The sequence below is a fragment of the Rhizobium sp. USDA 4016 genome (assembly GCF_056279705.1).
The window spans coordinates 66,060-91,322 of the sequence record NZ_JBWCCY010000002.1; the positions used below are offsets into that span (position 1 = coordinate 66,060).

A 25,263-nucleotide genomic window follows, 5' to 3' on the forward strand; every position below is an offset into this window, starting at 1 on the left:
GTCAGAGCCGGTGGCTCGGGACATTGCTCGGGGAACGGTTTCTGAAGGAGGCTGCCGTGCTTCTTGCTGCTGCTCGAAATCATCCGAACCACGTCCGAATTCTGCACGTGCATGGCAGGCCGCTGTGCGCTTTGCTTCGGCTCGTCCAACAATGAGGGGAATAACTGATGCTTCGAAAGCTGTCGCAGATCCTGCCGGCAACACTGCTGATCGCCGGCACGCTTATCTCCAACGCCCAAGCGGCCGATAAGGTGGTCTTCCAGCTCGATTGGCTGCCGGGCGGCGACAAAGCGCCGATCTATGTCTGTATCGAAAAGGATTTCTGTGCCGAAGAAGGAATCGAAGTGTCGATAGAGCCGGGCCGTGGTTCCTCCGAAGCGATCACCCGTCTCGCTGCCGGCACATCGGATGTCGGCTCCGCCGATATCGGCGCGCTGATGGCCGCGAAGGTCACCGAGAAAGTCGGCATCACGGCGATCATGTCGATCTTCAACAAGGGACCGCACGCTTTCTTCGTGCTGAAAGGCGGCGACATTAAGAAGATCGAGGACGTGAAAAACAAGAAGGTCGCAACCTCTCCCTTCACCTCGTCGAACGTCTTCCTGCCGCTGGTGCTGAAGGATGTCAGTCTTGTCGAAAGCGACATCACGCTGACCAAAACCGACCCCGGCGCGCTCGGCCCGATGCTGATGACCGGCGCCACCGATGCGATTATCGCCTGGACGACTAACGTGGCGATTTTCACAACCCAGGCGAAAGCAGCCGGCAAGGAACTCGACATCTTCACCTGGGATGCCGCTGGCCTCGAGCTCTATTCGGCCTGCCTGCTCGCCTCCGACAAGTTCATCACCGAACGTCCGGACGTTGCCAAGCGTTTCGTGAAGGCATTCAAAAAGTCGCTGGAATACGTCAAGCAGGATCCGGACGGCGCAGCCGCGGCCGTCGTCAAGGTCGTGCCAGAGCTGACGATCGCCGACGTGAAGGGCGCGATCGTCGACACAATGACGCTGGAGTTCAACGATATCACCGAAAAGGACGGTCTCGGCGTCTTCGAACCGAAGCGGCTTGCGGCAACCTGGGAGCGCGTTTCAGCGGCGCAAAACCTCGACAAGGCGGCACTCGATCCGACCAGAATCGTCAACACGACCTTCCTGCCCTGATGAACATGATGAACCCCATCCCGGCCATCGGTCCGCCGGCGCTTTCCTTCAAGGGGCTCGGACAGGTCTACCAAACCAGCTCCGGCACGCTCGAGGCGCTTCGTGGCGTGGATTTTTCCGTAGACCGTCACCAGTTCGTGGCGGTCCTCGGCCCCTCCGGCTGCGGCAAGTCCACGCTTCTGCGCCTGATCGCCGGGCTTCTGAGACCGACAAGCGGTGAAGTGAATGCCTTCGGTTATCCGATCATGGAGCCGCGCGACGACATCGGCATCGTCTTCCAGAAGCCGACCCTGCTTCCCTGGGCCTCGGCCGAGGACAATGTCGTCTTTCCGGTGAAGCACAAAACGGGCAGGGTTTCGCGCGCGGATCGGGATCGGGCACGCGAGCTCCTGGCCAAGGTGGGACTGGCCGGGTTTGAAAAGCGGCTGCCGGCCGAACTTTCCGGCGGCATGCAGCAGCGCGTCGGAATTGCCCGCGCGCTCCATATGAATCCAGACATCCTCTTGATGGACGAGCCCTTTTCGGCGCTCGACGCGCTGACCCGCGAGGAAATGGGCTTCGAACTCTTGCACATCTGGGAGGCCCAGCCGAAGACCGTGCTCTTCATCACGCATTCGATCAGCGAAGCGGTCCTGCTTGCCGACCGCGTGCTGGTCATGAGCGGACGTCCTGGCCGCGTGATCGAGGACATCCCGATCGAGATTCCCCGCCCGCGCGGCATGGAAACGTCGAGTTCCGCCGAGATGCAGGATTATGTCAGGCACCTGCGCAAACTGCTGCTCAAGCGACCGGAGGCGATATCGTGAAGCAACCCTCGTCCTTTCGCTCACTCATCGACATGCCCTTCTTCCTGCCAGCGGCGACCTTCGCGCTCATCGTGATCCTCTGGCAGCTCGCGGCGGATGTCTTCGCGATCCCGAGCTTCATCCTCCCTTCCCCCATCCGAATCCTCAGCGGCTTCGAACAGATCGACCTCGCCCGTTGGACGGACCATATCTGGGCGACGCTCAGGATCGCAATGATCGGATACGTCCTCTCGATCGCGATCTCGCTGCCGATCGCCATCATGCTGGTGCGATCCAAACTGCTGTCCCGCGCGTTCTATCCGCTGCTCGTGGTGGTCCAGTCCGTGCCGGTGGTTGCGATCGCACCGATCATGATTGTCATCCTCGGCTCCGACGATGCGCCGCGCATCGTCATTACCTGTCTGATTACCTTCTTTCCGCTGGTGGTCTCGACCGCGACGGGCCTGATGGCGACGCCGGAGGAGCTGATCGAGTTGTCGAAGAGTCTAAGAGCCCCCGCATGGCGCGAGGTCACCCAGATCCGACTTCCTTATGCCGTGCCCTATATCTTCTCGGCCTTGAAGATTTCCATCACGCTTGCGGTGATCGGCGCGGTGGTTGCCGAATTCGTCGCTGCCGAAAAGGGGATCGGCTATTTCATCCAGTTCTCCACCTCCTTCTTCAAGCTTCCGGAGGCCTGGGCCGGCCTCGTGATCCTGGTGATCATGTCGCTCGTGCTGTTCCAAGCGGTGGCGATCGTCCAGCGCGTCCTTTTCCCCTGGAGCCTGCCGAAGGAAGGGCGATGAATATGGCAATGACGAGAGGAGGCAAGCACGGCATCTGAGAGCCGCCCGCCCATATAGCAAAAGACCGGGAGTAGAAGCAGTCAGCGCCGAGCGCGCGGGTCATTGCTCCTTTGCAAAACGGCTTGACCGCCCATGCGGCAGGCAGAACCAATGGAGACTGTCATGCAGACCAGTGCAGTTCACAACGAATACACGCTCGCGGAGTTGAACAAGGAAAAAGGATTCGGCGGCGCGGGGCTCGAAAAGGCGCGCACCGTCCCGCGTATCGATATGAGCGACTACGAGAACCGCAAGTCGGAGATCGCCGACCGGCTTTGGGAAGCCTCCACCAGCAGCGGTTTCTTTCAGCTTGTCAATCACGGCATTCCGCAGCAGGCCATCGATGAAGCCTTCGCAATGTCGGAACGGTTCTTCGCCCTTCCGGCGGAGGTGAAAGGCAAATATCCACTGCACCCCGGCTCCAATGCCGGCTGGGAATACAAGGCGCAGATCCGCCCCTCGACGGGCACCGCGGATCAAAAGGAGTCCTACCAGATCACCCTGCCGCGCATGGGCGACCTCTGGCCGGCCGGCGAGGAATTGTCCGGCTTCAAGGCCGTCATGCTGGCCTTCGAGCGTTACAATTGGGCCCTCGGCATGAAGGTGCTGGAGTGCTTTCGTATGAAGCTCGGCTTCACGGTGGATTTCTTCACTGAAGCCCATGACCCTCAGTCGCCCGATTATCTCAGCACGCTGCGCCTGCTCCATTATCTCGGTATGGAGAACGCCGCGGCAGAGGACCTGAAATACTGGCGCGCCGGCGCTCATACCGATTTCGACTGCCTGACACTGCTTCACCAGCACCCAGGCCAGGGCGGGCTGCAGCTTTGCCCGGGTAAAGAGTCCGACAAGCTGGAATGGACGGATGTCGAGCCTTTGCCGGGCGTCGTCACCTGCAATATCGGCGACATGCTGATGCGCTGGAGTGATGACAAGCTGCTCTCCACGCTGCATCGGGTGCGCATGCCGAAAGAGGGCGAGTCCCTCGGTCCACGCTTTTCGCTCGCCTTCTTCTGCCAGGCGAACCGTAACGCGATCATCCAAGGACCGGAAAAGCGCTACGAACCCATCACGGCGTACGATTATCTGCAGCAGCGTATTGCCGCCAACCGGCTCTGATCCCCGAAGGCGGCGGCTCTGCCGGTCGCCGCCGCTTCCTGTTAGCCATTTCTGGAGATCGACCATGAATTCCATGCTGAACGCCCGGCGGCTCGATGCCGCCTCCCTGCCCGTCATCGACGTTTCCGGCCTTTCCTCGTCCAGCCTCGACGACCGCAAGGCCGTGGGTGCCGCATTGCGGGCCGCCTGCATCGACAAGGGCTTTTTCTACTGCTGCGGCCACGGCATGCCGCTCGGGCTGATCGATGCGATCTTTGCCGAAACAAAGACGCTGTTCCATCAGCCCGTCAAAGCCAAGGTAGCACTCGAAAGTCCAAGGCTTCCCAGCCAGTTACGCCTCAATCCATGTAATATAAATCCTGAAGTTACGTGCCCAGTTAGACGGCGTCCCATTGCTTGTTAGGTCGGCGTTGTCTCCAGCACGCATCATCGCCGTATGCAGATCGCTGATCGCCCAGCTTTCGCTCGAACTCCAGGACGAGCCGCCCGTGAACTTTGCCTTGAAGACCTCGAAGATCGACCACGACAATTCCGACTAGGCGGCGATGGTATGAATAAGTGTGTTGAAGGCGTTGACCGCAAAGAGCGGCATGGCGCCAGATGAGCCGTAGCGCCAAGCGGTCGGCATTGTGAGACCCAAGTTTTTATCTCCCTTTCTTTCGGGTAGCTGCCTCTGAGCCTCGCTTAGATCCTCGGGGGCAGACGGAGGGGCTGCGGCCCCCGAGCACCACACGGGAAGGTTCGTGCCCAGGACACCGTCCAGGTCGCGGACGAAACCGTCAGTCACGAGAGCCGCAACATTCTTCTTCGACATTCGGGCGCACAGGCCAAAGAGGCGAGCATTGGGCGATGACGTTTTGCTTCAAGCTACATTGATCTTTGAAACACTGTTTCATCGTCAATATTTCTGCGTCGCCTTCCCATGCGACGTAATGTGAACGAGGAGCATGCTGAGATTTCTACGCGGTTAGCAATCGAGATAAGCTTGCAACGTCGGCTACAATGAAATGCCAGATCGAGACATCTCGTCGACGACCTCCCGAAAAGACGGGAAACTTCCTTGACCATCTGAGAACTGCCATCCCAGAAGCAAGGTAAGTCTCTGCAGTCCAAAAAAGCAGCCACGCCGGTATTTGTCTCAGAGCAAATGCACAAGAAATATGCAAGAATATAGAGCGCCGATATTTTCGCCAATTTTTAATTGACGCATTTGCGGTTCATCTGTAAGGATCGCTACAGTAGCAATCGCTACAGACGACGCCCAGATGGGCCGTAACGACGCGCCCTAAAGAGCGTCAATGCGGACATCCGCAACCGACTAACTTTGAGCATCCGATCTAACCGACCTACTCACCCCATAAAGTAGGCATAGCTGGCGCGCGCCCAGCAGCAACGAACGAAAGGTTCCAGCATGACTATCAACAAAAACATCCGCTCGATCGAAGAAATCAATGCGGTCGTTTCCGTGATTCAAAACGGCTATGTAAAGGGGCTCGTCGAGGGCAATTTCGAAACGATCATGACGTCGTTCCATCCAGACGCGACGATGTACGGATTTTTTGAGGGCCAGCTCCTGGGTGGATCCATTCACAACCTCAAGGGCTATGTCGACACCTACGGCGCCGGCAAAAACATGACGGCTCGTATCGACGTGCTGGAATTGACCACGACGACGGCTTCGGTCCGGATCGAACTCGAGGGTGCCGGCTGCGGCTACGACTACACCGACTATCACACCCTCATGAAAATTGACGGAAAGTGGCAGGTGATTTCCAAGCTGTTCCACGCATACGACAAGTAATCAGACTCAACCTCCGGGCGCTTGCGACTCCGCGGACACGCGAACGAAAAGCGCCTGGAGGATCGCAGCCCACAAGCCGTCAACATAAAGCCCTGCCACCCAAGAAGGGATAATCCCCAATCGAGTCAGTAGGCCTGTCTTTGCCGGCAAAACGCCAACAGCCAAACTTAAACTGGGAGTTTAAAAATGAGCTCGGTCGCTTTGCATGACGTAGATCCTCGTGCGTCCACACTTAAGGGAAATCTCGGCCCAATCGGAATTGCTATGATGGTTGTGGCAACTGCCGCACCACTCACTGTCATGGCCGGAGTCAGTCCTCTGATTATAGGTTTCGGCAATGGTGCTGCAGCACCGACGGATGCGCTCGTCGTCGGTCTGGTGATGCTTCTATTCTCCGTGGGCTTCGTCGAGATGTCGAAGTTTATTACCAACGCGGGAGCATTTTACGCCTATATTCTGAAGGGAATGGGCCGGATTACCGGGGTCGGTGCAGCATCCCTGGCGATTTTCTCCTATACGGTGATTCTGATTGCGCTCGAAGCTTACATCGGTTTTGTGATTAGCGACGCCCTACAGAATTTGTTTGGGATCCTAGTGCCCTGGTGGGCCTGCACGATAGGAATCGTGGCACTTGTCGGCTACCTTGGCTACCGCAATATCGAGGTGAGCACGAAAATCCTGGGTGTCGCTCTATTGATGGAGATAGGCGTTATCCTGCTGCTCGACGTCGCGGTGTTCGGCTCGGCAGGCGCTTCAGGACTTGAGACTGCATCGTTCAGTGTTGGAACGTTTCTCTCCGGATCACCTGGTCTGGGTATCCTCTTTGCGGTCTTCGGGTTCATTGGTTTTGAGTCGACCGTCGTTTATCGCGAAGCGGCACTAGACCCCGAGCGTTCCATCCCACTTGCAACATATATTGCAGTGGTGTTCATCTCGCTGCTCTATTTCGTCTCTTTCTACAGCGTCATAGTTGCCGAGGGAATCGATCAAGTTGTTAAGATCGCTACAGAAAATGCTGGAGGAATGTATCTTGACCAGGTTGGAAAATATCTAGGCACCTTCTTCCACGATGCGGGGCAGGTCTTGTTGATAACAAGCCTTTTTGCAGCGGTGCTATCGATCCACAACATCGTTGCGCGCTATAAGTACATTCTCGGTGGCTGTGGCGTCCTTATGGCCCCGCTGGGCAAGGTCCACGCGCAGCATTCTTCGCCCTACATCGCATCCGGCGTTCTAAGCGTGATCTCTCTTGTCGTGCTTGGCGTGGCCGCGATCATTCACATGGATCCTGTAACGCAAGTTTACACTTGGGGAGCGGCAGCCGGCACGCTGGGCTACATGACTATTGTCGCCATGTCCTCGCTGTCGGTAATCCTTTTCTTCTCCGGACGGCAGGAGAAGATCAGCATTTGGAAAACACGTGTCGCTCCACTTCTTGGCTTCTTGGGACTGCTCGGCTTTCTCTACGTCGCTGTAACGAATCTCTCCGCCCTCACAGGGAGCGAGGGCTTCAACGCCGTTAACGTGACCATCGTCCTGCTGCTGATCGTCGCATTTTTTGTTGGAAGCGTCGGTGCCGCATACATGAGGGTGAGGGCGCCCAAGCGCTACCAAGCCGTCTTAGCTAGTATGTAATTCTCCGGATACCCAGAGCTCAACGGCTCGCTAAACCGGCGAGCCGTTGAGTGAACAAACAGCCCTCACCTGCAGCGCTCCCTCATGACGCTCCGCCCAACTGTCAAGGAACTTCCCGCGCCGCACAATGATTGTTTGTCCCATTGGTGTTATGAGAGATATACTGGCTCCAATGGTTGGGCCATATCTCATCCATGTCATTCAAGATCGGTGCGCTTGCAGAAAAACGGGGACAGGAATGATGGGTAAAGGCGTCGTTCGCGGCACGATCGAGGATCGTAATGAGATTGTAGCTCTCGTGATGACGACCTACGTTGAGGGCATCAGGCGAGGAAACTTGGAAACTGTGCTAACCGGGTTCCATGCGGACGGCACAATGTTCGGCATTGATGATGGCGCGCTATATGGCGGCTCGATTCAAACATTGGTCAGCTACTTTGCTCAATATGGGCAGGCCCCGGACGTCGCCGTCCATGTCGATGTGTTGGACATGACCCCGTCGACTGCCGTAGTGCGAATAGAGCTTAATCAAACAGCGTGCGACGGAGAGTACACGGATTTCCACTCCCTGATCAAGCTGGAAGGGAAGTGGCAGATCGTGTCCAAGCTATTCCATCTTTGGGACAAATGATCGGTAGGCAAACTTCTTGCGGCGCCTCTGCTCGCCCAAACTACGATCTAAACTTCGCTCGACTTGCGCCTAGCGAGCATGCCCAATACTCACAATTTTTTCGGCTTTGTCCGAGGTGCGGTGCACCGCCGGAAGCATTCTCATTGCAAGGTTCGATATCTTCTCCAACTCTTCCTGGCTCCTCCCGTCCCGAGCAGATATCGACATACCTTCCAACAAGGTGTTCAGCGCTGACGCCAACGCATCTATATCACTTCCAATTGCCAACTGCCCGTCGTCGACCGCCTTCTTCAAGCGCAGGAGAAAGCAATCTTTCCCTTCTTGCCGCAACGCTTTCAAAGCCTCATTCACTTGCTGCCCTTCTTGCGACACGTTCGTGGCGCCCAAGATGACGATGCAGCCACACGGGGCATCCTGGGACGTCAAAATTGCACAAGCTTGCTGGAACAAACCCGAAACTGCTAGCTCGATGTCAGGCTCCTCTTCCAAGTGACGCCACGCAGCCTCCCAGTAGACGTTCTCGTAGTAGTTGACCGCCTCGAGAAACAACTGGGCCTTATTGCCAAATGCGGCATAAAGGCTAGGGGGATTGATGCCCATCGCGGTGCACAGATCCGCAATCGATGCCGGCTCGTAGCCGCACTGCCAGAAAACATTCAGCGCTTTATTAAGGGCGGCCGCTCGATCAAAGGTTCTCGGCTTTCCCTTACTTCGATGCATCAATGGGGCGAGATGTCTGGGCATATTGCTTCCGTTCGCTGGGACGCCATAAACGCGCCGGCTCTCCTGTGAATGCTCTGAGCTTCTTTCCAAATGTAGTCACAAAGACTCGACGGCTCAAGCCCGGGGGCCTTTAGTTCTCTGACTAGGCGTTTCGCTTAGACCTCTCCTGACTGAAATGAAGTTCCCCGTCCGACGAAACATCAGATTTCCCAGGCTTCAGGAGAATCAATGCCACTCTCCCTGCGACCAGACATGCCAGCGTTCATCGCGGATGCCTGCGCGCTCGGTCACAAAGCGTGCCGGGAGGATTTCTCAGTCGCCTATCATCGTGTCCCTAGGCTATTTGCCAAACTTGCGCTGGCGATGGCCGATATGCCGAGGGCCTCAAAACTTGGCCAGGATCTGCTCGTCCTGAATGACTGGGGACCGGAGAAACTCAACGACGAGCAGCCCCGCGATCTCCTGGAAATCGTCGAGGATCGATACGAGAAGCGATCGACGATCGTTACCAGCCAGTTTCCCGCGGATCATTGGTATGAAATGATCGGCAATACAACCACCGCCGATGCCATCCTGGACCGCCTCGTACAATGCCTGCCGCGTCGAACTCAGCGGCGAGAGCGTGCGTAAACAGCGATCGATGACAGGTGCTGAAACGGCCTGACTTGACCTCGAACAAAAGATCAAACCGACCCTAAGGAACGTCAAAATGGCCGACTTCAGATCGGAACCGTGTCCGGAACGAGACTGGAATGAGTGTCCGGCTTCGTATCGGGATCACCGTCCGGGATCATTTGAGTTGGAGGCAGCCTTTGGCGCTGAGCCACATCCTCCATTGTAGGTGACGTAAACCATCACCATCATGGCACGCTACGATGCCGATGGGAGGGGCATCCGACCCATCAGTGGAAACCAACAGACGTCAGTCAAATTGAGAGGATCGGCTGCGTAAAGAGAAGTGGAAATCTTCACGACGCTACGTCCGATGCCCAAGCCGCCTGGCGCAAATCTCCCATGGAGATTTCACCAACCGGGATCGGCTCCTTGTTGCAGCGGCCATGATGGAAAACGGCAATCCGGTCCGAGATTTCCATCAATTCCTCTTCTTCGCTCGACACGACAACGATACATCTGCCTTCGTCTGCGAGGTTGCGGATGATCGCGTAGATATCGGCTTTGGCACCTATGTCTACGCCTTTGGTCGGCTCATCAAGGAGGATTAACTTTGCGTCCTGCTCGATAATCCGCCCTAGAAGCACCTTTTGCTGATTACCGCCGGACAGTGACCTCACCGGGCCCCCGAGATTTCCGCGGGTTCCGATCCTGGACAGCGTAGCGATTGATGACCTCTCGGCTTTCTCGCGGCTCACGAAACCAGCGCTCCGATACCGCTTGAGCGTCGCCAGAACCACATTCTGATACGCCGACATGAGGGGGACGAAACCATCGATCTTCCGCTCCTCGGTAAGAAGCGCTATCCCCTTGTCCAAAGCCGACCGAGGGTTTGCGGGATTGAAGACAGCCCCGTCAACCACAATCTCGCCCGCGTCAATAGGCTCCATGCCGTAAAGGGAACGCAGAAAACGTGTCCTGCCTGATCCCACGAGGCCGTAAAGACCCAATACCTCGCCTGATCTCGCCTCGACGTTGACATGGGCGAGCCTGGGGCCGGACAGATCAGTCACTTTTAGAAAAGCCTTTCCAGGAGTGCGGCCGCGACTATCCTTGGGCAGGGTCTTCTTGGGTGCATGGGTATCCCCGATGATAGCGTCTACCACCGCCTGTTTTTCAAGGGAGCCTGTCGGTTCGTGCAACACCACCCTGCCGCCTGAGAGGACCGTGATTTCGTCGCATACAGCAAGCACGTCGTCGAGTTTATGCGAAACGAGAACGACACCGATCTGCCGCTTGATGGCGATACGGCGGACTTCTTTTAAAAGCTGTTCGGCTTGATTGCCGTCCAGGGCAGTCGTCGGCTCGTCTAGAAGCAGAAATCTTGCCTTCCAGTCGAGGTTTGCGATTACTTCCACGATCTGCTTTTCCGGGTGGGACAGTGTTCCGACCGCTCGGGTCGCACCGATGTTCAGTCCATGCTCGGCCAACAGTTTCTGCGTGTAGGCATTCATCTCACGCGTTCGTTTCCAACCGCCCGTGTTCACCTCGCGCCCCAAAAAGAGGTTTTCGGCGACGGTCAGGTTCGGGATAAGGCGCAGCTCCTGATAGACACAGGCGATGCCTTTGGCCAATGCATCACGCGGTGATGCGAAACTGCTGACCACATCTCCAATGGCGAGGGATCCACCTTCCTGCGGCTGGGCCCCGGCAAGGATCTTCAGCAAAGTGGATTTACCAGCTCCATTGTGCCCCAAAAGTCCGTGGATCGTTCCGGGCCTGACGGCAAAATCGACGCCGTGCAACACACTGACTCCCGCAAAGGACTTCGTTATGCCTGAGGCTTTAAAGGTTTCACCGGACGACATTTCCCACCTCCTCATAAGAATTTCCGTGGCAAGACCATGTGCATGCCACGGAAAGCGTCACATCACTTAATAGGCTTTGTCAGCCGTCTGTGCCGCGTTATCCTTGTTGACAAGCAGGGGCGGGCTATCGATTACAGGTTCAAGCTTTTCGCCAGCGAGGTGCTTTTTGATGTTCTCGACCTGGATCTGGGCAAGCTTGGCCGGCTCTTGGATGGCGCCCGCCTTGAGAATGACGTTCTCTTCGATGTACTGGACTCCAAGCTTGTCGACGAATGCATAGAGTTTGATATCGTCGCGGCCGAGCTGCTGGATTGCCGCCAACGCTCCGAGGGCTGCCGGTTCGGTATCGGAATAGACCACGGTGATCTCGGGATTGCCCTGAAGCATCTCCGTCGTGACCTTGAGAGATGTAGTCTCCTCGACCTTGCCATTGACCAGCGCGACAACCTTGACGTCGGGGTTGGCCGCGACCGCTTCCTTGAAGCCGTCGTCGCGGGTGTTGGCAGACACCGAGGTCGGTTCACCGACGATCCCAACTACGGCTTTGCCGCCCTCCCCAAGGTCCTTGAGCAGTTGCTCGCCGATGAACGTGCCGCCAGCCTTCTGATCGGTCTGAACAGCCTGAACGACGATCAGGTTTTCGGCCTTCAACGCTTCCGGATCGGGGAGCAAGTTAATCGTGAAGACCGGGATTTTCGCCTGGTTCAGTTCGGATACAGACGCCACGCAAGGACCGGACGAAACGCAATTGAGTGCGACAGCCGCAACACGCTGCTGCACGAGACTTTGAATCTGTGAAAGTTGTTTCGCGTCATCATTATCGGCGATCATGACCTTGACGTCGAAGCCTTGGGCCTTTCCGTTCTCCTCAAAGCTCTTCTTCATGGCGACGTAGTACGGGTTCGTCAGATTCGGCAATGCGACGCCAAGTACCTTAGCATCCTGCGCCTGAGCCATATTTGCCATTACCAGCACCGACACGCCCGCCGCCGCAGCTCTGACACTCCTCCACAATACACTCATCTCGTTCTCCTTTTTAAGATGATAGTCCTTCACCTGAGGCGTCACCCGATGGTGTCCGTCTCACCTTCGACGGGAGCTAGCCGTTCGAAATCCTGCGTTTCAGCAATTTTTTCCATGGCAGCGACAAGCGGCTCGACGAGCGCAGCGTGTCGAACGTCACACCGATCAGTATGATCACGCCGATTACGAGAGGCTGCCAGTACGCGTTTACATTCAATACGTTCATGAGATTGGATATGGTTGCGATCAAGGTCGCGCCGATCATGGCTCCGTAGATCGATCCGATGCCGCCGAACAGGCTGACGCCGCCCACGACCGCTCCGGCAATGGAAAAGAAGAGTTCGTCGCCACGTCCCGCGGTCGGGTAGCCTGTCATGAGACGGGACCCGTAGATCAGCCCGCCACACGCGCCACAGAGACCCGAAATCGCATACACCAAGACGGTGATACGCGATGTGTTGACGCCAGCTAGCCGTGCGGCCTCAGCATTTCCACCCACCGCGAAAATGTGTGTCCCTGTCACGGTGCGCTTAATGAAGATTGCCGCGACCGCAATTGCGATACCCAGAGCTATCACGGGAAAGGGAACCCCGAAAATCCGTGACTGGCCAATCATTCTGTAACCAAGCTGCATGACACGGATCGATTCCGCACCTGTGATGATCTGCGGAATGGAGGCGGCGACCCCCATCATGGCGAAGGTAACGATGAATGGCGGGACGCCTGTTTTGTCGATGATAAGACCGTTGATCGCCCCGGCGAGTGCCCCTGCCCCAAGAACCAGAACCGCAGCGATCGGCCAAGGCAGACCGAGGGTCTCCATTAGCACGGCCGCGATCACGCATGTCATCGCAACGACCGACCCGCAGGAGAGGTCAATCCCGCCTGTGAAAAGCACAAATGACTGACCGAGGCAGAGAAATCCGATCACCGCTCCGTTCAGTAGCAACACGAACATATTGGACATGGTCATAAAATTCGGAGACGCCAGCGACCCGGCGATCAGAACAACCAGCAAGACAAACGCGATGCCGGCTTCGGCCGGGACGCGGAGGCCCTGTTTGGTTTCGCTCTGTGAAGTTGCAATCAATGCCATTTCCTCCTCCTTGAAATCCCGCCGGCGATTAAGCCCGCGAACATGCCTTGCGATAATTTTCTCTGATCTGCTCAGCGTTGCCGAAAGCATCACTCTCGGGTTCTGCGACGACATCCAGGGGCGGAGCCCAAGCTGCCGCTACCTCCTGAGCCGATGCGTTCATCAGTGCCGCAGCGGCTTGGACCGCGGCTCCCGCTGCTGCAGATTCCACGAGCGGACAAGTCCAAACCTGCCTCCCTGTGAGATTTGCGAGCGTCTGGCGGTATGCCTTAGAACGCGAAGCGCCTCCCGTGACTATCAGGCGGCCATCGCCATCAAGCCCGGCACGTTGCAAAAGGTCGCCGCCTTCAAGTAGGCCGCATAGTACCCCCTCTACAGCCGCACGCGCCACCTGTCCCGGCGTAACGTCACTACGGATCCCGGTTAGAAAACCCGTTGCTTCTGGAAGGTCCGGCGTACGCTCGCCGTCGAGATAGGGCACCAATGTCAGGCCACCTGCCCCCGCCGGACAATCGATTGCCACGCGGTCGAACTCGTCGACAGCGATTCCGAGGATGCGCCGGAACGCGTCAGTAACCTTGGCAGAATTCAACGTGGTAACCATCGGCATGAAGGCTTCGGTCGCGTCCGCATAGCCGTTGATGGCCCCGGTCCCGTCGCGAATGCCGGACCTCGTAATCCCGTAGATCGTCCCGCTGGTGCCCAGCGAGATCACCGTATCGCCCTCGCGAACGCCCATCCCCAGTGCAGCGGTCATGTTGTCACCAGTACCTGCGCCGACCACTGCACCGCTGAGTTCGCCAAGTTGAGTTGAAGTGCCGACGACCCCGGCACGGTCGCTGGATCCAGTGATGTCTGGCAGGACTCTGTCCCAATCGATCCCGTCGACCGCCAGTCTCGCCAAGGCGTGATCCCATTGATTGCTGAACGGATTAAAGTATCCGGTCCCAGAGGCAACGCCGCGTTCCGTGACGGCGCGTCCGCCAAGCCTGTAAATTAGGTAATCGGATGGAAGGAGAATGTGACGGGCTTTTGAAATTAGACCCGGGTGTGTGCGTTCAGTCCAAGCGAGCTTTGATACGGTCAACGCCGCGGCCGGGACGGAGCCTGTTCGGTCCGCCCATTCTTGCGCACTCAGCTTTCCAATAAGCGCGGTCGCATCGGGGGCGGCCTCCGTGTCGTTCCAAAGTTTCGCGGGACGAAGCGACAGGCCGTCGTTGCCGAGAAGTACGAGGCCGTGCCCCTGCCCTCCAACCGATATTGCAGCGACCCTGCCGAGATATGGACGAATCTGATACAAGGCCTCGCTGAGGGCAGACCACCATGACTCCGGTGACTGTTCGCTTACCGGTGGCGTGGTGGGGGGGTGGGCTGCACGCGCCTCAGCTACGACTGCACCATCGCTCAACCGACGCAGCATGACTGTGCAGGACTGCGTGGAGGAATCAACACCGGCGACGAGATCGCGTTGCATGTCCATCAGGCTCCAGGCTGGACCAGCCGTTTGAGGCTCTCTTCCGAGTCACGTCCGACAGCACCGGAGGGATGCGTGAACAAGATCTTGTCCCAGCCGTAACCACGAGCGATACGGCAGACTTCAACGAGAGCGTCGGTGACCGCTGCGGAGGCAAGCGAACTACCCGTGGCGACAACGGACCCGAGATCAGTACCCTCTGGTAGCGTGAGCCGAATGACATGGTCAGACATTAGGGCCAACTCGCTTTCGGGCGAAGCTGTAATGGAGACAAGGGAACCACAGAGCGTTCTCGCCCGGGTACAGAACTCGTTCAATTCGGCTGAGCTTCCACCTTTCGACAGGGCAAGCACGATGTCCTGCGGCTGAAGCACACCGAGTCCGCCATGCAGCCCGTCGGATGGCGGCAGGTGAAAGGCAGGCGTTCCACCGACGGAGAGGAGATGAGCGGCACGGCTGGCGATGGCCCCCGATGTTCCGCTTCCGGTGACGAGGACTTTGCCTGCGCATGTTGCGAGGAGCTTAGCCACAGCGAGAAAACTTTGATCAACGCCGTTTAGCGCCCCCAAAATTGCGTTGGCATCTGAACGGATGACGCTTCTTGCCCTTTCAAGCCACTCTTGGTCTGCCTGCATGATGGTCTCCCTAGTTGTTGAGAAACACATAAAATAGCTTCACAAGATCGTCAAGTGAGCACTGCTGTGCTCATTTGAGCGGTAAGTGGCATTTACGTTTTCTGCCTGGGCTTCATGTTGCGTTGCAAAAATCCCAGACTATGCCGAAAAATCTCAGGAAATCAGCTTCCTCGCCACCCCGGCGTCGGTCACCAAGACCCGAAGCCAGCCCCCTCGAAGAACCGCAGCAATCGCCTCTGCTTTTTCTTCGCCGCCACCGATTCCGATCACTTCCGGAATTTTGCGTAGCTGTTGGGTGCTTATGCTCAGACCCATGTCGTCAAGCATATTCGCAACGGCGTTGCCATTGAAGTCGATCAACGTCGCGCAGAGATCGGCGCATACGCCATTGGAAAGCGCAGCTTCTCGCCAAGCATCCGGAAAGCCCGAACAGAGGCAAGATTCCGCAGGGTTCCACGATCCGATGCCCACAACGAGAACGTCGATGTTGTCGTATCGGGAAACAACCGCGGAGATTGAAGACTCCTCCCGCAACTTTCTTATAAGCTGCAGATCTTCCGCCCACATCGGCCCGTATACGGGATAGGCGACACCGCCGCTCGCACGCGCAAAACGGTGAACGAGTTCGACCGGATTTTGGGAGTATTCTAGCCCGTTTGGACTTCCTGCCGCCTGTATGACGTCAACCTTGGGAAGCTGTGTCAACGCCCGAGCGGTCGCAGCAAGTGTTCTTCCCCATGCGACGCCTAGAAGCTGTCCATCGACAAGGGTCTCCTCGAGGAGTTCCGCCGCGAGCAGTCCTATCGGCTCGACCAGGGCACTCGCAGGCAGGTCTGGACCGTCAAGAACGAGCACTGCTTTGAGCCCGAATTTATGGCGGACAGCTTCTGCCAATTCCGTATTAAGACCGCCCTGGTCGTTGATGACGAATTTGATAATCCCCTCATCGATGGCGGTGTCAATCAGACGCGCGACTTTAAACCGGGAGATCCCGAGTTCATCCGCAATCTGTGATTTGCTGTGATTATGGACGTAGAAACGTCGTGCGACGAGGGCTGCTTGCACGCGCTGAAGGGGACGGCGAGCCATGTGAACTCCTGTTTGATGCACATTTGAGGCTTGTTTTGCTCATATGTGACAGAAACAGAGAGCTGGCAAGTCGGCCCATGAACATTGGGGGCGGAACAAGAGGAGTGCGAAATCGTACGCGGCCTTTATCAACCAAAGACAGCCACGGCCGATTTGATGGTGATGCCGCCGTCGGGGCTTCTGCGCATTTGGCGGCCGGTGGCAGCACGGAACACTTGCAATAACTGCAGTGCGGGAGGCACCCGTGACCAAAGGGTTTTCATGCGAGACCGGTAACTTCAATGGGGTTAAGCGGCGCGCAGGAGGGGTGGTTTGGGTTTGAAGAGTGGTGGCACGTTCGGCTCTGGCTGCCTGAATTGTGCACGCAGTCGATCGCGAAGCTCGCCGTTTAGATCTGCCGTGCGGACCTGCATTAGCAGGTGGGCACCCTTGGAGGACCAGCGCATTTGTTGTTTCTTGACCATCCGCTTGCCGACGAGTGAGTTCACGGCCGACTCGGCTCGGGTCGAGGCGACGCGAAGGCCGGCCCGATAGCGCTTGCCATAATTGACAATCGCACCGCGATTTGAATGGACATAGGTCAGGATCTGAGAACCCAGGCTATGAAGCCGTACAACCGAAAGCGGGCATTCTCCTTGCCAATCCTTCAGTTTCGTCAAAAGCCGTTCCAGGTCGCGGATTGCGCGATCGACGTGTCCGTGCCACAGACGCCACTTCACAGCTCTGATGTCCTTGTCGATGGAGGGGAGCGCGTCAAAAAGGCCCGAATCGGATCGAACGATGTGATCGGCGATTTGCTGCATGGGGTGGATCTTCATGGCGATGTGGAACCAGTCAATGATGTGGGTGGTAGGCTTCGGCATGGCGCGTGGCAGGCGTTTCAGAATTTCAGCGCCATCCGAGATCACGGTGACGTCGCCAAAGCCGCAATACCCTTCTCGCTGGAGAGTGTAGAGCGCTCGGTCCCGGATCGCCGATTGGTCGGTGCTGCCAGTAACGAAATAGCGTCCGCCCCTTTCGCCCCGACCGCCGCGACCACATCTGGCCACGACGAGCTCGAAGCTTCGAGCTGATTGGGATCGGCGCTGCGAACATGCGCTGTGTCGATACTAATGACGAACTCTTTGCGGCGATCACCGGGCAACTGCATTTCAAGCTGGCGTCGTTCGTTCGCTTGACTCCTTGCGCGACGTTCTTCTCCTGCATCTGCCGCGTCCAACCGCTCACCGATCCTGATGGTGCGCTTGCGCACGGTTGCATGCCTCTCGGTCGGCTCGACGGGCAAGAACTCGGCCAGCATCTTCGCTGCCTGCCTGTACGGCATCATGCTTCCTATCCGCGCTGTCAGTTCCATCAGTTCGGGCGTTGCCCGATCTGCGCAGAACTCCTTCAGCGGCGCGAACCCAACGACCATACCCGGATTGCAATCCCGGCACAGCATCCAGCGGGGATTGCGCACTTCCACCGTCCCAAAAACAGTTCGGATCCGGCGCCTCGTATAATCCTTAACTGGCCGGAACGTGTGGCAATCTGGACAGACCCGACGAAAAAGGGAATAGGTTTCCGCCTCATGGTTTACGGCCGCGCTCTGCAACGCCGCCATGATCTTCTTGCCGTCATCGATCGACAAGCCGATGTCGCCGTCAAACAGACGTTCCCAGCTCTTGTCGATGCGGACCTCTTTCCGGCAGATGTCGCCGAATTCATTCCTGCCCTCGATCGTAATCGTCCATTCCACTGCCATTGCCTTCTCTCCGGACAAAGCGACACTGATGGACTGCTCAAGCCTAACAACCCGTTTCGACCCCGGATAAATTACCGGTCTCGGCACTGCCGGCGCAGCTCAGCTTGACAACGTTGCGATCTCCGTTTTGTGGCCGCGCTTTTGCCTGCGCTGATTGCAAACATCGCCGCCGTGCGCTTTCTTCGATCGGGATAGATCCTAAGCCCGATGCCCATAGACAACAAATGACTCAGTCAGGGCTTTTCTCCTCCGCAAGGCGACATTTGCGGAGAAAGTTTTTGTGGCATTGCAATAGTTAATAACGCACTGCAATATAACTGTCACAAATCTGTGCAGTTAGAGCGCCGTGCGATGAGGATTTGCATCTATAAGTCGGAAAGAGCACCTGAGCTTACCCTCTTGCTGCGCGAAGGCTTGCCTCTCCCACTCGATACCAAGATAGACAAATGGACCAAAATCAAGGTCGTCACCGACGGGGAAATGAGAGCAGACCTTTTAATTCAAATTGGAGGCGCGGGGTATGCGTTAGTTCGACTTGGCGCGATTAGACAGCATTAGGCAATAGTACCGCCTTGCTGCAGCGTTATCACGACACCACCGTCGCATCGCGGGGCTTTGTCTCTTGGAAAACACGCACCCGGCGCTCGCGAGTCGACTGGCCACATTGCCCGGCTCGGACTGAAAGCTGCCTTGCTGAATTGATCGCCTTGAAAGGAATCGAACCGCTGCCCCTGTGGCGACCGATAATTTTCAGTGAAAACTCCGTGCCGGCGGCCCACTGATAAGTTTCGAACCTGCGACGCCTCTGGGTTAGAGAATTGTAGTCGGAGCATGTGCGGAGATGATCTCAGTCACCCGCCACCCTTCTCGGGAAACGTTATTCTCCCACAACGTACATCGATCGTGATGCACCGCCGCAGATGCGGAGCTGCCGAACGCCTATCGCGTCCGGCAGCCTTTCCTATCATTCAATCTTGGTGTTCTCGATGCTGAGACCTGACTGGAATGTCAGGAAGCCGGGCATGTTGGTAAAACCGGTCACGCCCTTCCTGACGGCGTAGTTCTGTTCGCGCCACATGAAGTAGACGAGCGGCGACAATTCGAGCGCTCTGTCGACGAAGGCATCGTAGACTTTCGCCCTCTCGTCCTTGTTTATGGTTGCCCTGCCTTTGTCGAGCAGTTCGTTGATCTGCGGATCGTTGAAGTACGGGGAATTGTTGGTCCGGACGAGCTTGTCGCCGCCGTAATAGTAATTGCTCAGCCAGTCGGCATCGGTAATCTCGCCAAGGCTGCCGAGCACAGTAAAATCGTAATCAGCAGCAGTCGCCTTGGCCATGCGGCTCGCCCAGTCCGGGAGGTCAAGGTTTACCTTGATGCCGATTTTTGCAAGCTCGGACTGAATGGCGACCGCCGTATTCTGATGGAAACTGTATTGCGACGACGCGAGCAGTCGCGCCTCGAAGCCGTTTGGGTATCCGGCCTTGGCAAGCAGTGCCTTGGCCTTCTCGATGTCATGCGAGAAATAGTTTGCCTTGGCTTCGGAATAGCCCATGTAACCTTTCGGAATGGCGATACCGTAAATCGGGCTGCCCAGGCCGTTGAAGGCGGTATTGATGATCACACTGCGGTCGACGGCATAGGCGATCGCCTGGCGAACTTCCGGCTTCGAAAACGGTTCGAACTTCGTATTGAACTGCAGTCCCATGAAGGGACCGGTGTTCCTCAAAAGCTCCGTGTCAGGCCCTTTTTCAAGATCGGCAGCGTCCTTGGCCGGAACATAGTCGATGATGTCGACGTCTCCCGATTTCAGCGCGTTCACGCGCGTATTCTCATCGCTGTAGAAGACGTAGTGGACCTCGTCCAAATCCGGTTTGCCGGGCTTGTAGTAGCCGTCATATTTTTCGACGACGATCTCTCGCCCGCGCGTCCAGCCGGCGAATTTAAAGGGGCCGGCACCGATCGGCGAGGCGGTCGGATTATCGGCATTCTTTGCGAGCCACGCCGCCGGCACGATGACGGATTCTGGCAGTGCAAGATAGTCGACGAGCGCAACCGATGGGCTCGAAAGGGTCAGCTCCACGGTCTTTTCGTCCGGCGTTTCGATCTTAGAAGTGATCGAAAGCTCGTTGCGGAAGGCGGCTTTTCCCTTAGGGTCGAGAATTCTCTCCAGAGAGGCTTTCACATCGGCAGCGGTTACGGGAGAACCATCATGGAAGGTGGCCTTTCGCAGATGGAAGGTGAATTCCTTTGCGTCGGGGCTGACGTCGTAGCTTTCGGCAAGCTCCGGTGTGATCTTTCCGTCGACACCATAATTTACAAGTCCGCGATGGATCGCCAGCTTGACTGTGCGGCCGGATGTACCGGGCTGGATTACTGTATCGAGGGTCGACGGCTCTCCCGAAAGGCCGAAGTAGAGGGTGCCGCCTGCGAGCGCACTGGTCGCGGTCAGACCCAGAAGGCTCGCAGCGAGAGCCATTTGGAGAATTCTCTTCATGATGTTCCCTTTCTTTGTTGAAGATTGTCAGTTTTCGCGAAGTCTCGGATCGAGATGGTCACGAAGCGCATCGCCGAGGACGTTGATGGCGAGAACAGTGAGCGCGAGGCACACGGAGGGCCAGACAACATACATGGGATTCTGGCTGAGATAGCCGCGCGCCGTCCCGATCATCTGCCCCCATGATGGTTCGGGTGGCACGATGCCGAGACCGAGAAAACTCAGGCCGGATTCGAGCAGGATCGCCGCGGCGATCGTCAATGTTGCCTGAACAACCAGTGGCGATAGAATATTGGGCAGGATCGCCCGCAAGACGACGCGAAGATATCGCGCGCCCATGGCGTGCTCGGCTTCGACGAATTCCTGCCTGATCACCTGGAGGGCCGCCGATTGCGCAACGCGCGCAAACTGCGGGATGAAGATGATGCCGATGACAACACTGAGGCTCACGACGCCGCTGCGCCAGAAGCCGACGGCCAGCAAAGCCAGCAGGATTGCCGGGAAGCTCAGCATGATATCGACGCCGCGCATGATGAAGAAGGCGAATACCGGCCGGCTGTAGGCGCCGACGATGCCGCAAGCCGTGCCGCCAATCGCGGCGATGATGGTAGAGATGACCGCCACCAGGATCGTCGGACGGATGCCGACAAGGAGACGCGATAAGATATCGCGGCCGAACTCGTCGGTGCCGAGCAGGTATTGCGTCGAACTCGCCTGGTTGACCGCGTTCTGGTTGATGGCAAGCGGATCGTGCGGGGCGAGAAGAGGCCCGGCCAGTGCAATCGTGAGTACCGCCGTCACGACAAGCAGACTGGAGGCAACGAGCGGTCGGCGAAAAAGAAAGGTCGTCTTCATGCGCGTTTCCGGCGGATGCGTGGATCGAGCAGGCTGTAGAGGATGTCGACGCACAGATTAATCAGGATGAACAGTGCCGCGATGGTCAGGATACTTCCCTGGACCAAGGGATAGTTGCGGTTCGAAACGGCCGTGACGAGAAGAGTGCTCAATCCCGGCCAGTTGAAGAGGGCCTCGACCAGGACTGTGCCACCCATCAGGTTGCCAAGTTGCAGACCGATGATCGTGACGATCGGGATCGCCGCATTGCGAAGGACGTGAAGCCAGATCACGCGGCGTTCGCGCATTCCCCTCGCCCGCAGAGACCGCACAAAATCACGACCCAGGATCTCTAACATCGAAGAGCGCGTCATGCGGGCGATCGAAGCGGCGAGCCCGAGGCCGAGAGTAACTGCCGGTAAGGTCAGCTTCTGAAAATGCAGGAAGGCGTTTCGGGAAATGTCGGTGTAGCCGCTCGAAGGAAGCCATCCGAGCTTGAGGCTCAGCAGCAGAATAAGAAGCGACCCGAGAATATAGACAGGCACTGAAATGCCGAGTGTCGAGAGCGACGTCAAAAGACCGTCGAGAAAACGACCGCGTCGCAGGGCGGCCGCAATGCCGACCGGCACGCCGATGATGGCCGCAAGGACGATCGCAGCACTGGCAAGCTCAGTGGTCTTGGGAAGGCTGGAGGTCACGTACTCGACGACCGGAACGCCATCGAGAGAGTTGCCGAGATCGCCGGTGGCGGCATTGCCGAGCCATTTGAGATATTGGGACAGGACGGGCTGGTCGAGGCCCAGCTGCTGACGCATCGCGGCAACTGTTTCTGGTGAGGGATTGCTCTCTGGCCCCAGCAGCAACAGAACCGGATCGCCTGGCATGATGTACATGATGGAAAATACGAGGGTCGCGATGACCCATAGCTGGACCAGCGCCGTAATGAGCCTTGATCCCAGCGTGATGACAAAGGTCGATAGGGTCTCCATCAACGCGCCTCCAGAGCGGTTAGCTGCACGGTGCCGATCTTCGGCACGGCGCTGAGAAGCGTACGGGTGTATTCAGCCTTGGGATTGTCGAAAACGTCTGCGGCAGGGCCGGTTTCGACGATCTTGCCTTTCTGCATCACTGCGATCGTGTCGCTGACGTGGCGGACTACGGACATGTCATGCGAGATGAACAGGTAAGTCAGGTCGAATTCGTCCTGCAGATCCTGCAGCAGGTTGAGGACTTGCGCCTGAACGGACACATCCAGTGCCGAGACGGCCTCGTCGCAAATCAAAAGCTTCGGGTTGAGGGCAAGAGCGCGGGCGATGACAATGCGCTGACGTTGGCCACCCGAGAACTCGTGAGGATAACGGCGCATGGCGTCGCGGGGCAAACCGACGGCGTCGAGGAGCTTCGCGACCGTTGCCTCACGATCGCGTCCTTTCTCGTGGATGTCGATCGGCGCGGCGACAAGGTCGGTCACCGTCTGTCGCGGATTGAGAGAGCCATAAGGGTTCTGGAACACCAGGGCGAAGTCGCGGCGCGCTGCACGCAATCGATCGCGGTCAAGCGAGACGAGATCGCGACCCTCAAATTCGATGGAGCCGCTGTCCGGTTCCATCAAACGCATGACGAGCCGAGACAAGGTCGATTTTCCGCAGCCCGATTCACCGACAAGACCGAGCGTCGAGCGGGCCTGGATCGCGAGACTGACGTCGTCGACGGCGCTAAATGCCTGCGGCGCTGAAAGGGCGCTCTCACGAGTCCAGAAGGTCTTTGTCAGGTTCCGGATGTCGAGTAGCGTCGCGCCTTCCGGCTCCGACGCAGGTCGCACCCTAGGTGCCGATCGGGCCTCGACGATACTTGAGATCGCACCGCGGTCATCCCTGCCAATCACGGGCAGACGGCTCTTCGGTGCGGAGACAGACGGCATCGAGGCGATCAGCGCCTTGGTGTACGCGCTGCGCGGCGACACAAAGAGATCGCCTGTAGTGGCCTCCTCCATGAGATCACCTCGGTAGATGACGGCAACGCGGTCAGCGACCTCGTAGATGACCCCAAGATCATGCGTGATGAGCAGAATGGCGGCGCCGATTTCCTGATTGAGGCTGCGCAGCAGACCAAGCACCTGCTTCTGTACCGTAACGTCAAGGGCTGTCGTCGGCTCATCGGCGATGATGACATCCGGCTTGCAGGCGACCGCCATGGCGATCATGACACGCTGGCACTGTCCGCCCGAGAGTTCGTGAGGATAGGAGCGCATGCAGCGCGCCGGATCGGAGATCCCGACTCGGGCCAGCAGATCGCGGGCACGTTCGCCTGCCTGCCGGCGGTTCACCCGCTCGTGCAGCAGGATCGCCTCAATGATCTGGCTTCCGCAGGAAAACACCGGGTCGAGAGACGCCATCGGATCCTGAAAGATCATCGAGATGCGCTTGCCGCGCAGCTTTCGCAGAACGTCGGGCCGCGCTGTCAACAAATTCGCGCCGGCGAAGTCGACACGTCCGCTCGTCACGACCGCATTGCGCGGCAGGAGGCCCATCGCAGCCAGCGACAGGATGGTTTTCCCGCTGCCGCTTTCGCCGACGAGGCCCAGAATTTCACCGGATGTCAGCGAAAGTGACACGCCGTTGACCGCGGCGCGCAGGCCCTCGCCCGTCTTGAAGGCGACGGAAAGATTGTCGATTTTCAGAATTTCCCTACCCGGCATACCGCGATCCGATCTGCGATTTCTGCCCTCCATTGCCGGAGAGCCCGTTCCCGTAGTTTTTGAGCGCTTATGCGCATATTTTGAATTATTAAGGCACAAAGCGCCAAACTCCGTCAAGCATACGTTTGTATTTCGGGAGAAACTTTTCTTGGATGGAAGTTTTTGAAGCTTTTTTGAGATTTCTACCAAATTCCGGCTTGTCAGAAATGAAAAGCCCGCTTACCGTCAATGCAAACGAATGCGCGACCGGGCAGTCACGCCAGGGGGAATGGACAATGACACCAGAACATCACTCACGCGTGGCGCTGATTTCAGGGGCGAGCCGCGGCATTGGGCTCGCAATCGCCCGCGAACTCGTCGAACATGGTTATCGGCTCAGCCTCGGCGCCCGCGACGTCAAGGCGCTGGAGGCGCAGCTCGGCCCGGAAAACGATCGGCTGCACTATGCCCATTTCGATGCCTACGATCCGGCAACGGCAGAGCAATGGGTGGCAGCTGCTGCCGCGAAATTTCAAAGGATTGACGCACTCGTCAACAATGCCGGCCTCGGCGAGCGCGTGTCGCTCATGGACGACAACGACGAGGCGCTCGACCGGCTCTGGGCCGTCAATGTAAAAGCGCCACTGCGCCTCACCCGTCTTTGCATGCCCCACCTCGAAGCGACGGGCGCCGGACGTATCATCAACGTCGTCTCGCTGTCCGGAAAGCGCGTCAGAAACGCCTTCGTCGGCTACAACATGACCAAGTTCGCGCTGATGGGGCTGACCCATACGACTCGCCATGTCGCCTGGGAAAAGGGGGTGCGAGCAACAGCGATATGCCCGAGCTTCGTGCGCACCGAAATGAGCGCCTACACGAACAAGGTCATCCCTGATGAGATGATCCAGCCGGAAACCCTGGCCTCGCTCGTGCGCACCGCAATCGAGCTTCCCAACAATGCAGCAATGGCTGAGATGCTGGTGAATTGCCGACTCGAAGACATGCTCTGATCAATGCC

The 25,263-nt window shown here is 57.7% G+C and carries 20 protein-coding genes and 4 pseudogenes; 10 read left to right on the plus strand and 14 right to left on the minus strand.

What is annotated here, in order from left to right:
- Positions 1–167 precede the first annotated feature (167 nt).
- The 5 genes from ACZ9DP_RS01170 to ACZ9DP_RS01190 all read left to right on the plus strand — a co-directional run bounded on the left by ACZ9DP_RS01170 (position 168) and on the right by ACZ9DP_RS01190 (position 4,312).
- On the plus strand, positions 168–1,160 hold the full coding sequence (locus ACZ9DP_RS01170; protein WP_476199794.1) for an ABC transporter substrate-binding protein: 993 nt from the start codon (positions 168–170) through the stop codon (positions 1,158–1,160).
- Between the two features lie 26 nt (positions 1,161–1,186).
- The gene (locus tag ACZ9DP_RS01175; RefSeq protein ID WP_476202136.1) at positions 1,187–1,966 is read left to right on the plus strand and encodes an ABC transporter ATP-binding protein; all 780 of its coding nucleotides are present in this window, start codon (positions 1,187–1,189) and stop codon (positions 1,964–1,966) included.
- Between the two features lie 32 nt (positions 1,967–1,998).
- Positions 1,999–2,751, plus strand: a complete 753-nt coding sequence (locus tag ACZ9DP_RS01180; RefSeq protein WP_476202138.1) for an ABC transporter permease — start codon at positions 1,999–2,001, stop codon at positions 2,749–2,751.
- A gap of 162 nt (positions 2,752–2,913) precedes the next feature.
- Positions 2,914–3,909, plus strand: coding sequence for an isopenicillin N synthase family dioxygenase (locus tag ACZ9DP_RS01185; RefSeq protein WP_476199796.1), 996 nt, complete (start codon positions 2,914–2,916; stop codon positions 3,907–3,909).
- A 64-nt stretch (positions 3,910–3,973) separates the two neighbouring features.
- Positions 3,974–4,312: a 2-oxoglutarate and iron-dependent oxygenase domain-containing protein gene (locus ACZ9DP_RS01190; RefSeq protein WP_476199797.1), complete on the plus strand. Its 339-nt coding sequence runs from the start codon at positions 3,974–3,976 to the stop codon at positions 4,310–4,312.
- Between the two features lie 297 nt (positions 4,313–4,609).
- Here the strand turns inward: ACZ9DP_RS01190 and ACZ9DP_RS01195 are convergent.
- A pseudogene (locus ACZ9DP_RS01195) lies at positions 4,610–4,753 on the minus strand (RraA family protein); the annotation flags it as partial.
- A gap of 567 nt (positions 4,754–5,320) precedes the next feature.
- Here ACZ9DP_RS01195 and ACZ9DP_RS01200 point away from each other — a divergent pair.
- The 3 genes from ACZ9DP_RS01200 to ACZ9DP_RS01210 all read left to right on the plus strand — a co-directional run bounded on the left by ACZ9DP_RS01200 (position 5,321) and on the right by ACZ9DP_RS01210 (position 7,976).
- A complete protein-coding gene (locus ACZ9DP_RS01200; protein WP_476199799.1) occupies positions 5,321–5,710 on the plus strand; it encodes a nuclear transport factor 2 family protein in 390 nt (129 codons plus the stop codon).
- A 186-nt stretch (positions 5,711–5,896) separates the two neighbouring features.
- Positions 5,897–7,345, plus strand: a complete 1,449-nt coding sequence (locus ACZ9DP_RS01205) for an APC family permease (protein WP_476199800.1) — start codon at positions 5,897–5,899, stop codon at positions 7,343–7,345.
- A gap of 241 nt (positions 7,346–7,586) precedes the next feature.
- Positions 7,587–7,976 (plus strand): nuclear transport factor 2 family protein, encoded by a 390-nt coding sequence (locus ACZ9DP_RS01210; protein ID WP_476199802.1) that lies wholly within the window; start codon positions 7,587–7,589, stop codon positions 7,974–7,976.
- A 69-nt stretch (positions 7,977–8,045) separates the two neighbouring features.
- Here ACZ9DP_RS01210 and ACZ9DP_RS01215 read toward each other — a convergent pair whose 3' ends face one another.
- Positions 8,046–8,720, minus strand: coding sequence for a TetR/AcrR family transcriptional regulator (locus tag ACZ9DP_RS01215; protein ID WP_476199803.1), 675 nt, complete (start codon positions 8,718–8,720; stop codon positions 8,046–8,048).
- Between the two features lie 252 nt (positions 8,721–8,972).
- Between ACZ9DP_RS01215 and ACZ9DP_RS01220 the strand changes: the two are divergent.
- Positions 8,973–9,363 (plus strand): annotated as a pseudogene (locus ACZ9DP_RS01220) (ATP-binding protein); the annotation flags it as partial.
- Positions 9,364–9,667: 304 nt separating this feature from the next.
- On the opposite strand, the gene ACZ9DP_RS01225 reads toward ACZ9DP_RS01220, so the two are convergent.
- The 12 genes and pseudogenes from ACZ9DP_RS01225 to ACZ9DP_RS01280 form a co-directional block, all read right to left on the minus strand.
- Complete coding sequence (locus ACZ9DP_RS01225) at positions 9,668–11,179, minus strand: sugar ABC transporter ATP-binding protein (protein WP_476199804.1); 1,512 nt, start codon at positions 11,177–11,179, stop codon at positions 9,668–9,670.
- A gap of 66 nt (positions 11,180–11,245) precedes the next feature.
- Positions 11,246–12,202 carry a substrate-binding domain-containing protein gene (locus ACZ9DP_RS01230; protein ID WP_476199805.1) on the minus strand — a complete coding sequence of 319 codons (957 nt, stop codon included), beginning with the start codon at positions 12,200–12,202 and terminating at the stop codon, positions 11,246–11,248.
- A 76-nt stretch (positions 12,203–12,278) separates the two neighbouring features.
- A complete protein-coding gene (locus ACZ9DP_RS01235; RefSeq protein WP_476199807.1) occupies positions 12,279–13,298 on the minus strand; it encodes an ABC transporter permease in 1,020 nt (339 codons plus the stop codon).
- Between the two features lie 28 nt (positions 13,299–13,326).
- Entirely contained in the window at positions 13,327–14,778 is a 1,452-nt protein-coding gene (locus tag ACZ9DP_RS01240) for a xylulokinase (protein ID WP_476199808.1), read from the minus strand.
- Entirely contained in the window at positions 14,778–15,407 is a 630-nt protein-coding gene (locus ACZ9DP_RS01245; RefSeq protein ID WP_476199810.1) for an SIS domain-containing protein, read from the minus strand. The genes ACZ9DP_RS01240 and ACZ9DP_RS01245 overlap by 1 nt, the downstream gene beginning before the upstream one ends.
- A gap of 153 nt (positions 15,408–15,560) precedes the next feature.
- The gene (locus tag ACZ9DP_RS01250; protein WP_476199812.1) at positions 15,561–16,496 is read right to left on the minus strand and encodes a sugar-binding transcriptional regulator; all 936 of its coding nucleotides are present in this window, start codon (positions 16,494–16,496) and stop codon (positions 15,561–15,563) included.
- 128 nt (positions 16,497–16,624) lie between these two features.
- Positions 16,625–16,768 (minus strand): annotated as a pseudogene (locus ACZ9DP_RS01255) (IS1595 family transposase); the annotation flags it as partial.
- 15 nt (positions 16,769–16,783) lie between these two features.
- Positions 16,784–18,240 (minus strand): annotated as a pseudogene (locus ACZ9DP_RS01260) (ISKra4 family transposase).
- A gap of 964 nt (positions 18,241–19,204) precedes the next feature.
- Entirely contained in the window at positions 19,205–20,734 is a 1,530-nt protein-coding gene (locus ACZ9DP_RS01265) for an ABC transporter substrate-binding protein (RefSeq protein ID WP_476199814.1), read from the minus strand.
- A 27-nt stretch (positions 20,735–20,761) separates the two neighbouring features.
- Positions 20,762–21,589: an ABC transporter permease gene (locus tag ACZ9DP_RS01270; protein WP_476199816.1), complete on the minus strand. Its 828-nt coding sequence runs from the start codon at positions 21,587–21,589 to the stop codon at positions 20,762–20,764.
- Complete coding sequence (locus ACZ9DP_RS01275; RefSeq protein WP_476199818.1) at positions 21,586–22,557, minus strand: ABC transporter permease; 972 nt, start codon at positions 22,555–22,557, stop codon at positions 21,586–21,588. The genes ACZ9DP_RS01270 and ACZ9DP_RS01275 overlap by 4 nt, the downstream gene beginning before the upstream one ends.
- Positions 22,557–24,266 (minus strand): ABC transporter ATP-binding protein, encoded by a 1,710-nt coding sequence (locus ACZ9DP_RS01280; RefSeq protein ID WP_476199819.1) that lies wholly within the window; start codon positions 24,264–24,266, stop codon positions 22,557–22,559. Before ACZ9DP_RS01280 ends, ACZ9DP_RS01275 begins: the two co-directional genes overlap by 1 nt.
- A gap of 275 nt (positions 24,267–24,541) precedes the next feature.
- On the opposite strand from ACZ9DP_RS01280, the gene ACZ9DP_RS01285 reads away from it, so the two are divergent.
- Positions 24,542–25,255, plus strand: coding sequence for an SDR family NAD(P)-dependent oxidoreductase (locus ACZ9DP_RS01285; protein ID WP_476199821.1), 714 nt, complete (start codon positions 24,542–24,544; stop codon positions 25,253–25,255).
- Positions 25,256–25,263: the final 8 nt, after the last annotated feature.

What these genes read in the sequence shown, in the direction of transcription:
- ACZ9DP_RS01170 (WP_476199794.1), top strand. Translation starts at nt 168, where the DNA reads ATGCTTCGAAAGCTGTCGCAGATCCTGCCGGCAACACTGCTGATCGCC.
- ACZ9DP_RS01180 (WP_476202138.1), top strand. Translation starts at nt 1,999, where the DNA reads ATGCCCTTCTTCCTGCCAGCGGCGACCTTCGCGCTCATCGTGATCCTC.
- ACZ9DP_RS01185 (WP_476199796.1), top strand. Translation starts at nt 2,914, where the DNA reads ATGCAGACCAGTGCAGTTCACAACGAATACACGCTCGCGGAGTTGAAC.
- ACZ9DP_RS01190 (WP_476199797.1), top strand. Translation starts at nt 3,974, where the DNA reads ATGAATTCCATGCTGAACGCCCGGCGGCTCGATGCCGCCTCCCTGCCC.
- ACZ9DP_RS01200 (WP_476199799.1), top strand. Translation starts at nt 5,321, where the DNA reads ATGACTATCAACAAAAACATCCGCTCGATCGAAGAAATCAATGCGGTC.
- ACZ9DP_RS01205 (WP_476199800.1), top strand. Translation starts at nt 5,897, where the DNA reads ATGAGCTCGGTCGCTTTGCATGACGTAGATCCTCGTGCGTCCACACTT.
- ACZ9DP_RS01210 (WP_476199802.1), top strand. Translation starts at nt 7,587, where the DNA reads ATGGGTAAAGGCGTCGTTCGCGGCACGATCGAGGATCGTAATGAGATT.
- ACZ9DP_RS01215 (WP_476199803.1), bottom strand. Translation starts at nt 8,720, where the DNA reads ATGCCCAGACATCTCGCCCCATTGATGCATCGAAGTAAGGGAAAGCCG.
- ACZ9DP_RS01225 (WP_476199804.1), bottom strand. Translation starts at nt 11,179, where the DNA reads ATGTCGTCCGGTGAAACCTTTAAAGCCTCAGGCATAACGAAGTCCTTT.
- ACZ9DP_RS01230 (WP_476199805.1), bottom strand. Translation starts at nt 12,202, where the DNA reads ATGAGTGTATTGTGGAGGAGTGTCAGAGCTGCGGCGGCGGGCGTGTCG.
- ACZ9DP_RS01235 (WP_476199807.1), bottom strand. Translation starts at nt 13,298, where the DNA reads ATGGCATTGATTGCAACTTCACAGAGCGAAACCAAACAGGGCCTCCGC.
- ACZ9DP_RS01240 (WP_476199808.1), bottom strand. Translation starts at nt 14,778, where the DNA reads ATGGACATGCAACGCGATCTCGTCGCCGGTGTTGATTCCTCCACGCAG.
- ACZ9DP_RS01245 (WP_476199810.1), bottom strand. Translation starts at nt 15,407, where the DNA reads ATGCAGGCAGACCAAGAGTGGCTTGAAAGGGCAAGAAGCGTCATCCGT.
- ACZ9DP_RS01250 (WP_476199812.1), bottom strand. Translation starts at nt 16,496, where the DNA reads ATGGCTCGCCGTCCCCTTCAGCGCGTGCAAGCAGCCCTCGTCGCACGA.
- ACZ9DP_RS01265 (WP_476199814.1), bottom strand. Translation starts at nt 20,734, where the DNA reads ATGAAGAGAATTCTCCAAATGGCTCTCGCTGCGAGCCTTCTGGGTCTG.
- ACZ9DP_RS01270 (WP_476199816.1), bottom strand. Translation starts at nt 21,589, where the DNA reads ATGAAGACGACCTTTCTTTTTCGCCGACCGCTCGTTGCCTCCAGTCTG.
- ACZ9DP_RS01275 (WP_476199818.1), bottom strand. Translation starts at nt 22,557, where the DNA reads ATGGAGACCCTATCGACCTTTGTCATCACGCTGGGATCAAGGCTCATT.
- ACZ9DP_RS01280 (WP_476199819.1), bottom strand. Translation starts at nt 24,266, where the DNA reads ATGCCGGGTAGGGAAATTCTGAAAATCGACAATCTTTCCGTCGCCTTC.
- ACZ9DP_RS01285 (WP_476199821.1), top strand. Translation starts at nt 24,542, where the DNA reads ATGACACCAGAACATCACTCACGCGTGGCGCTGATTTCAGGGGCGAGC.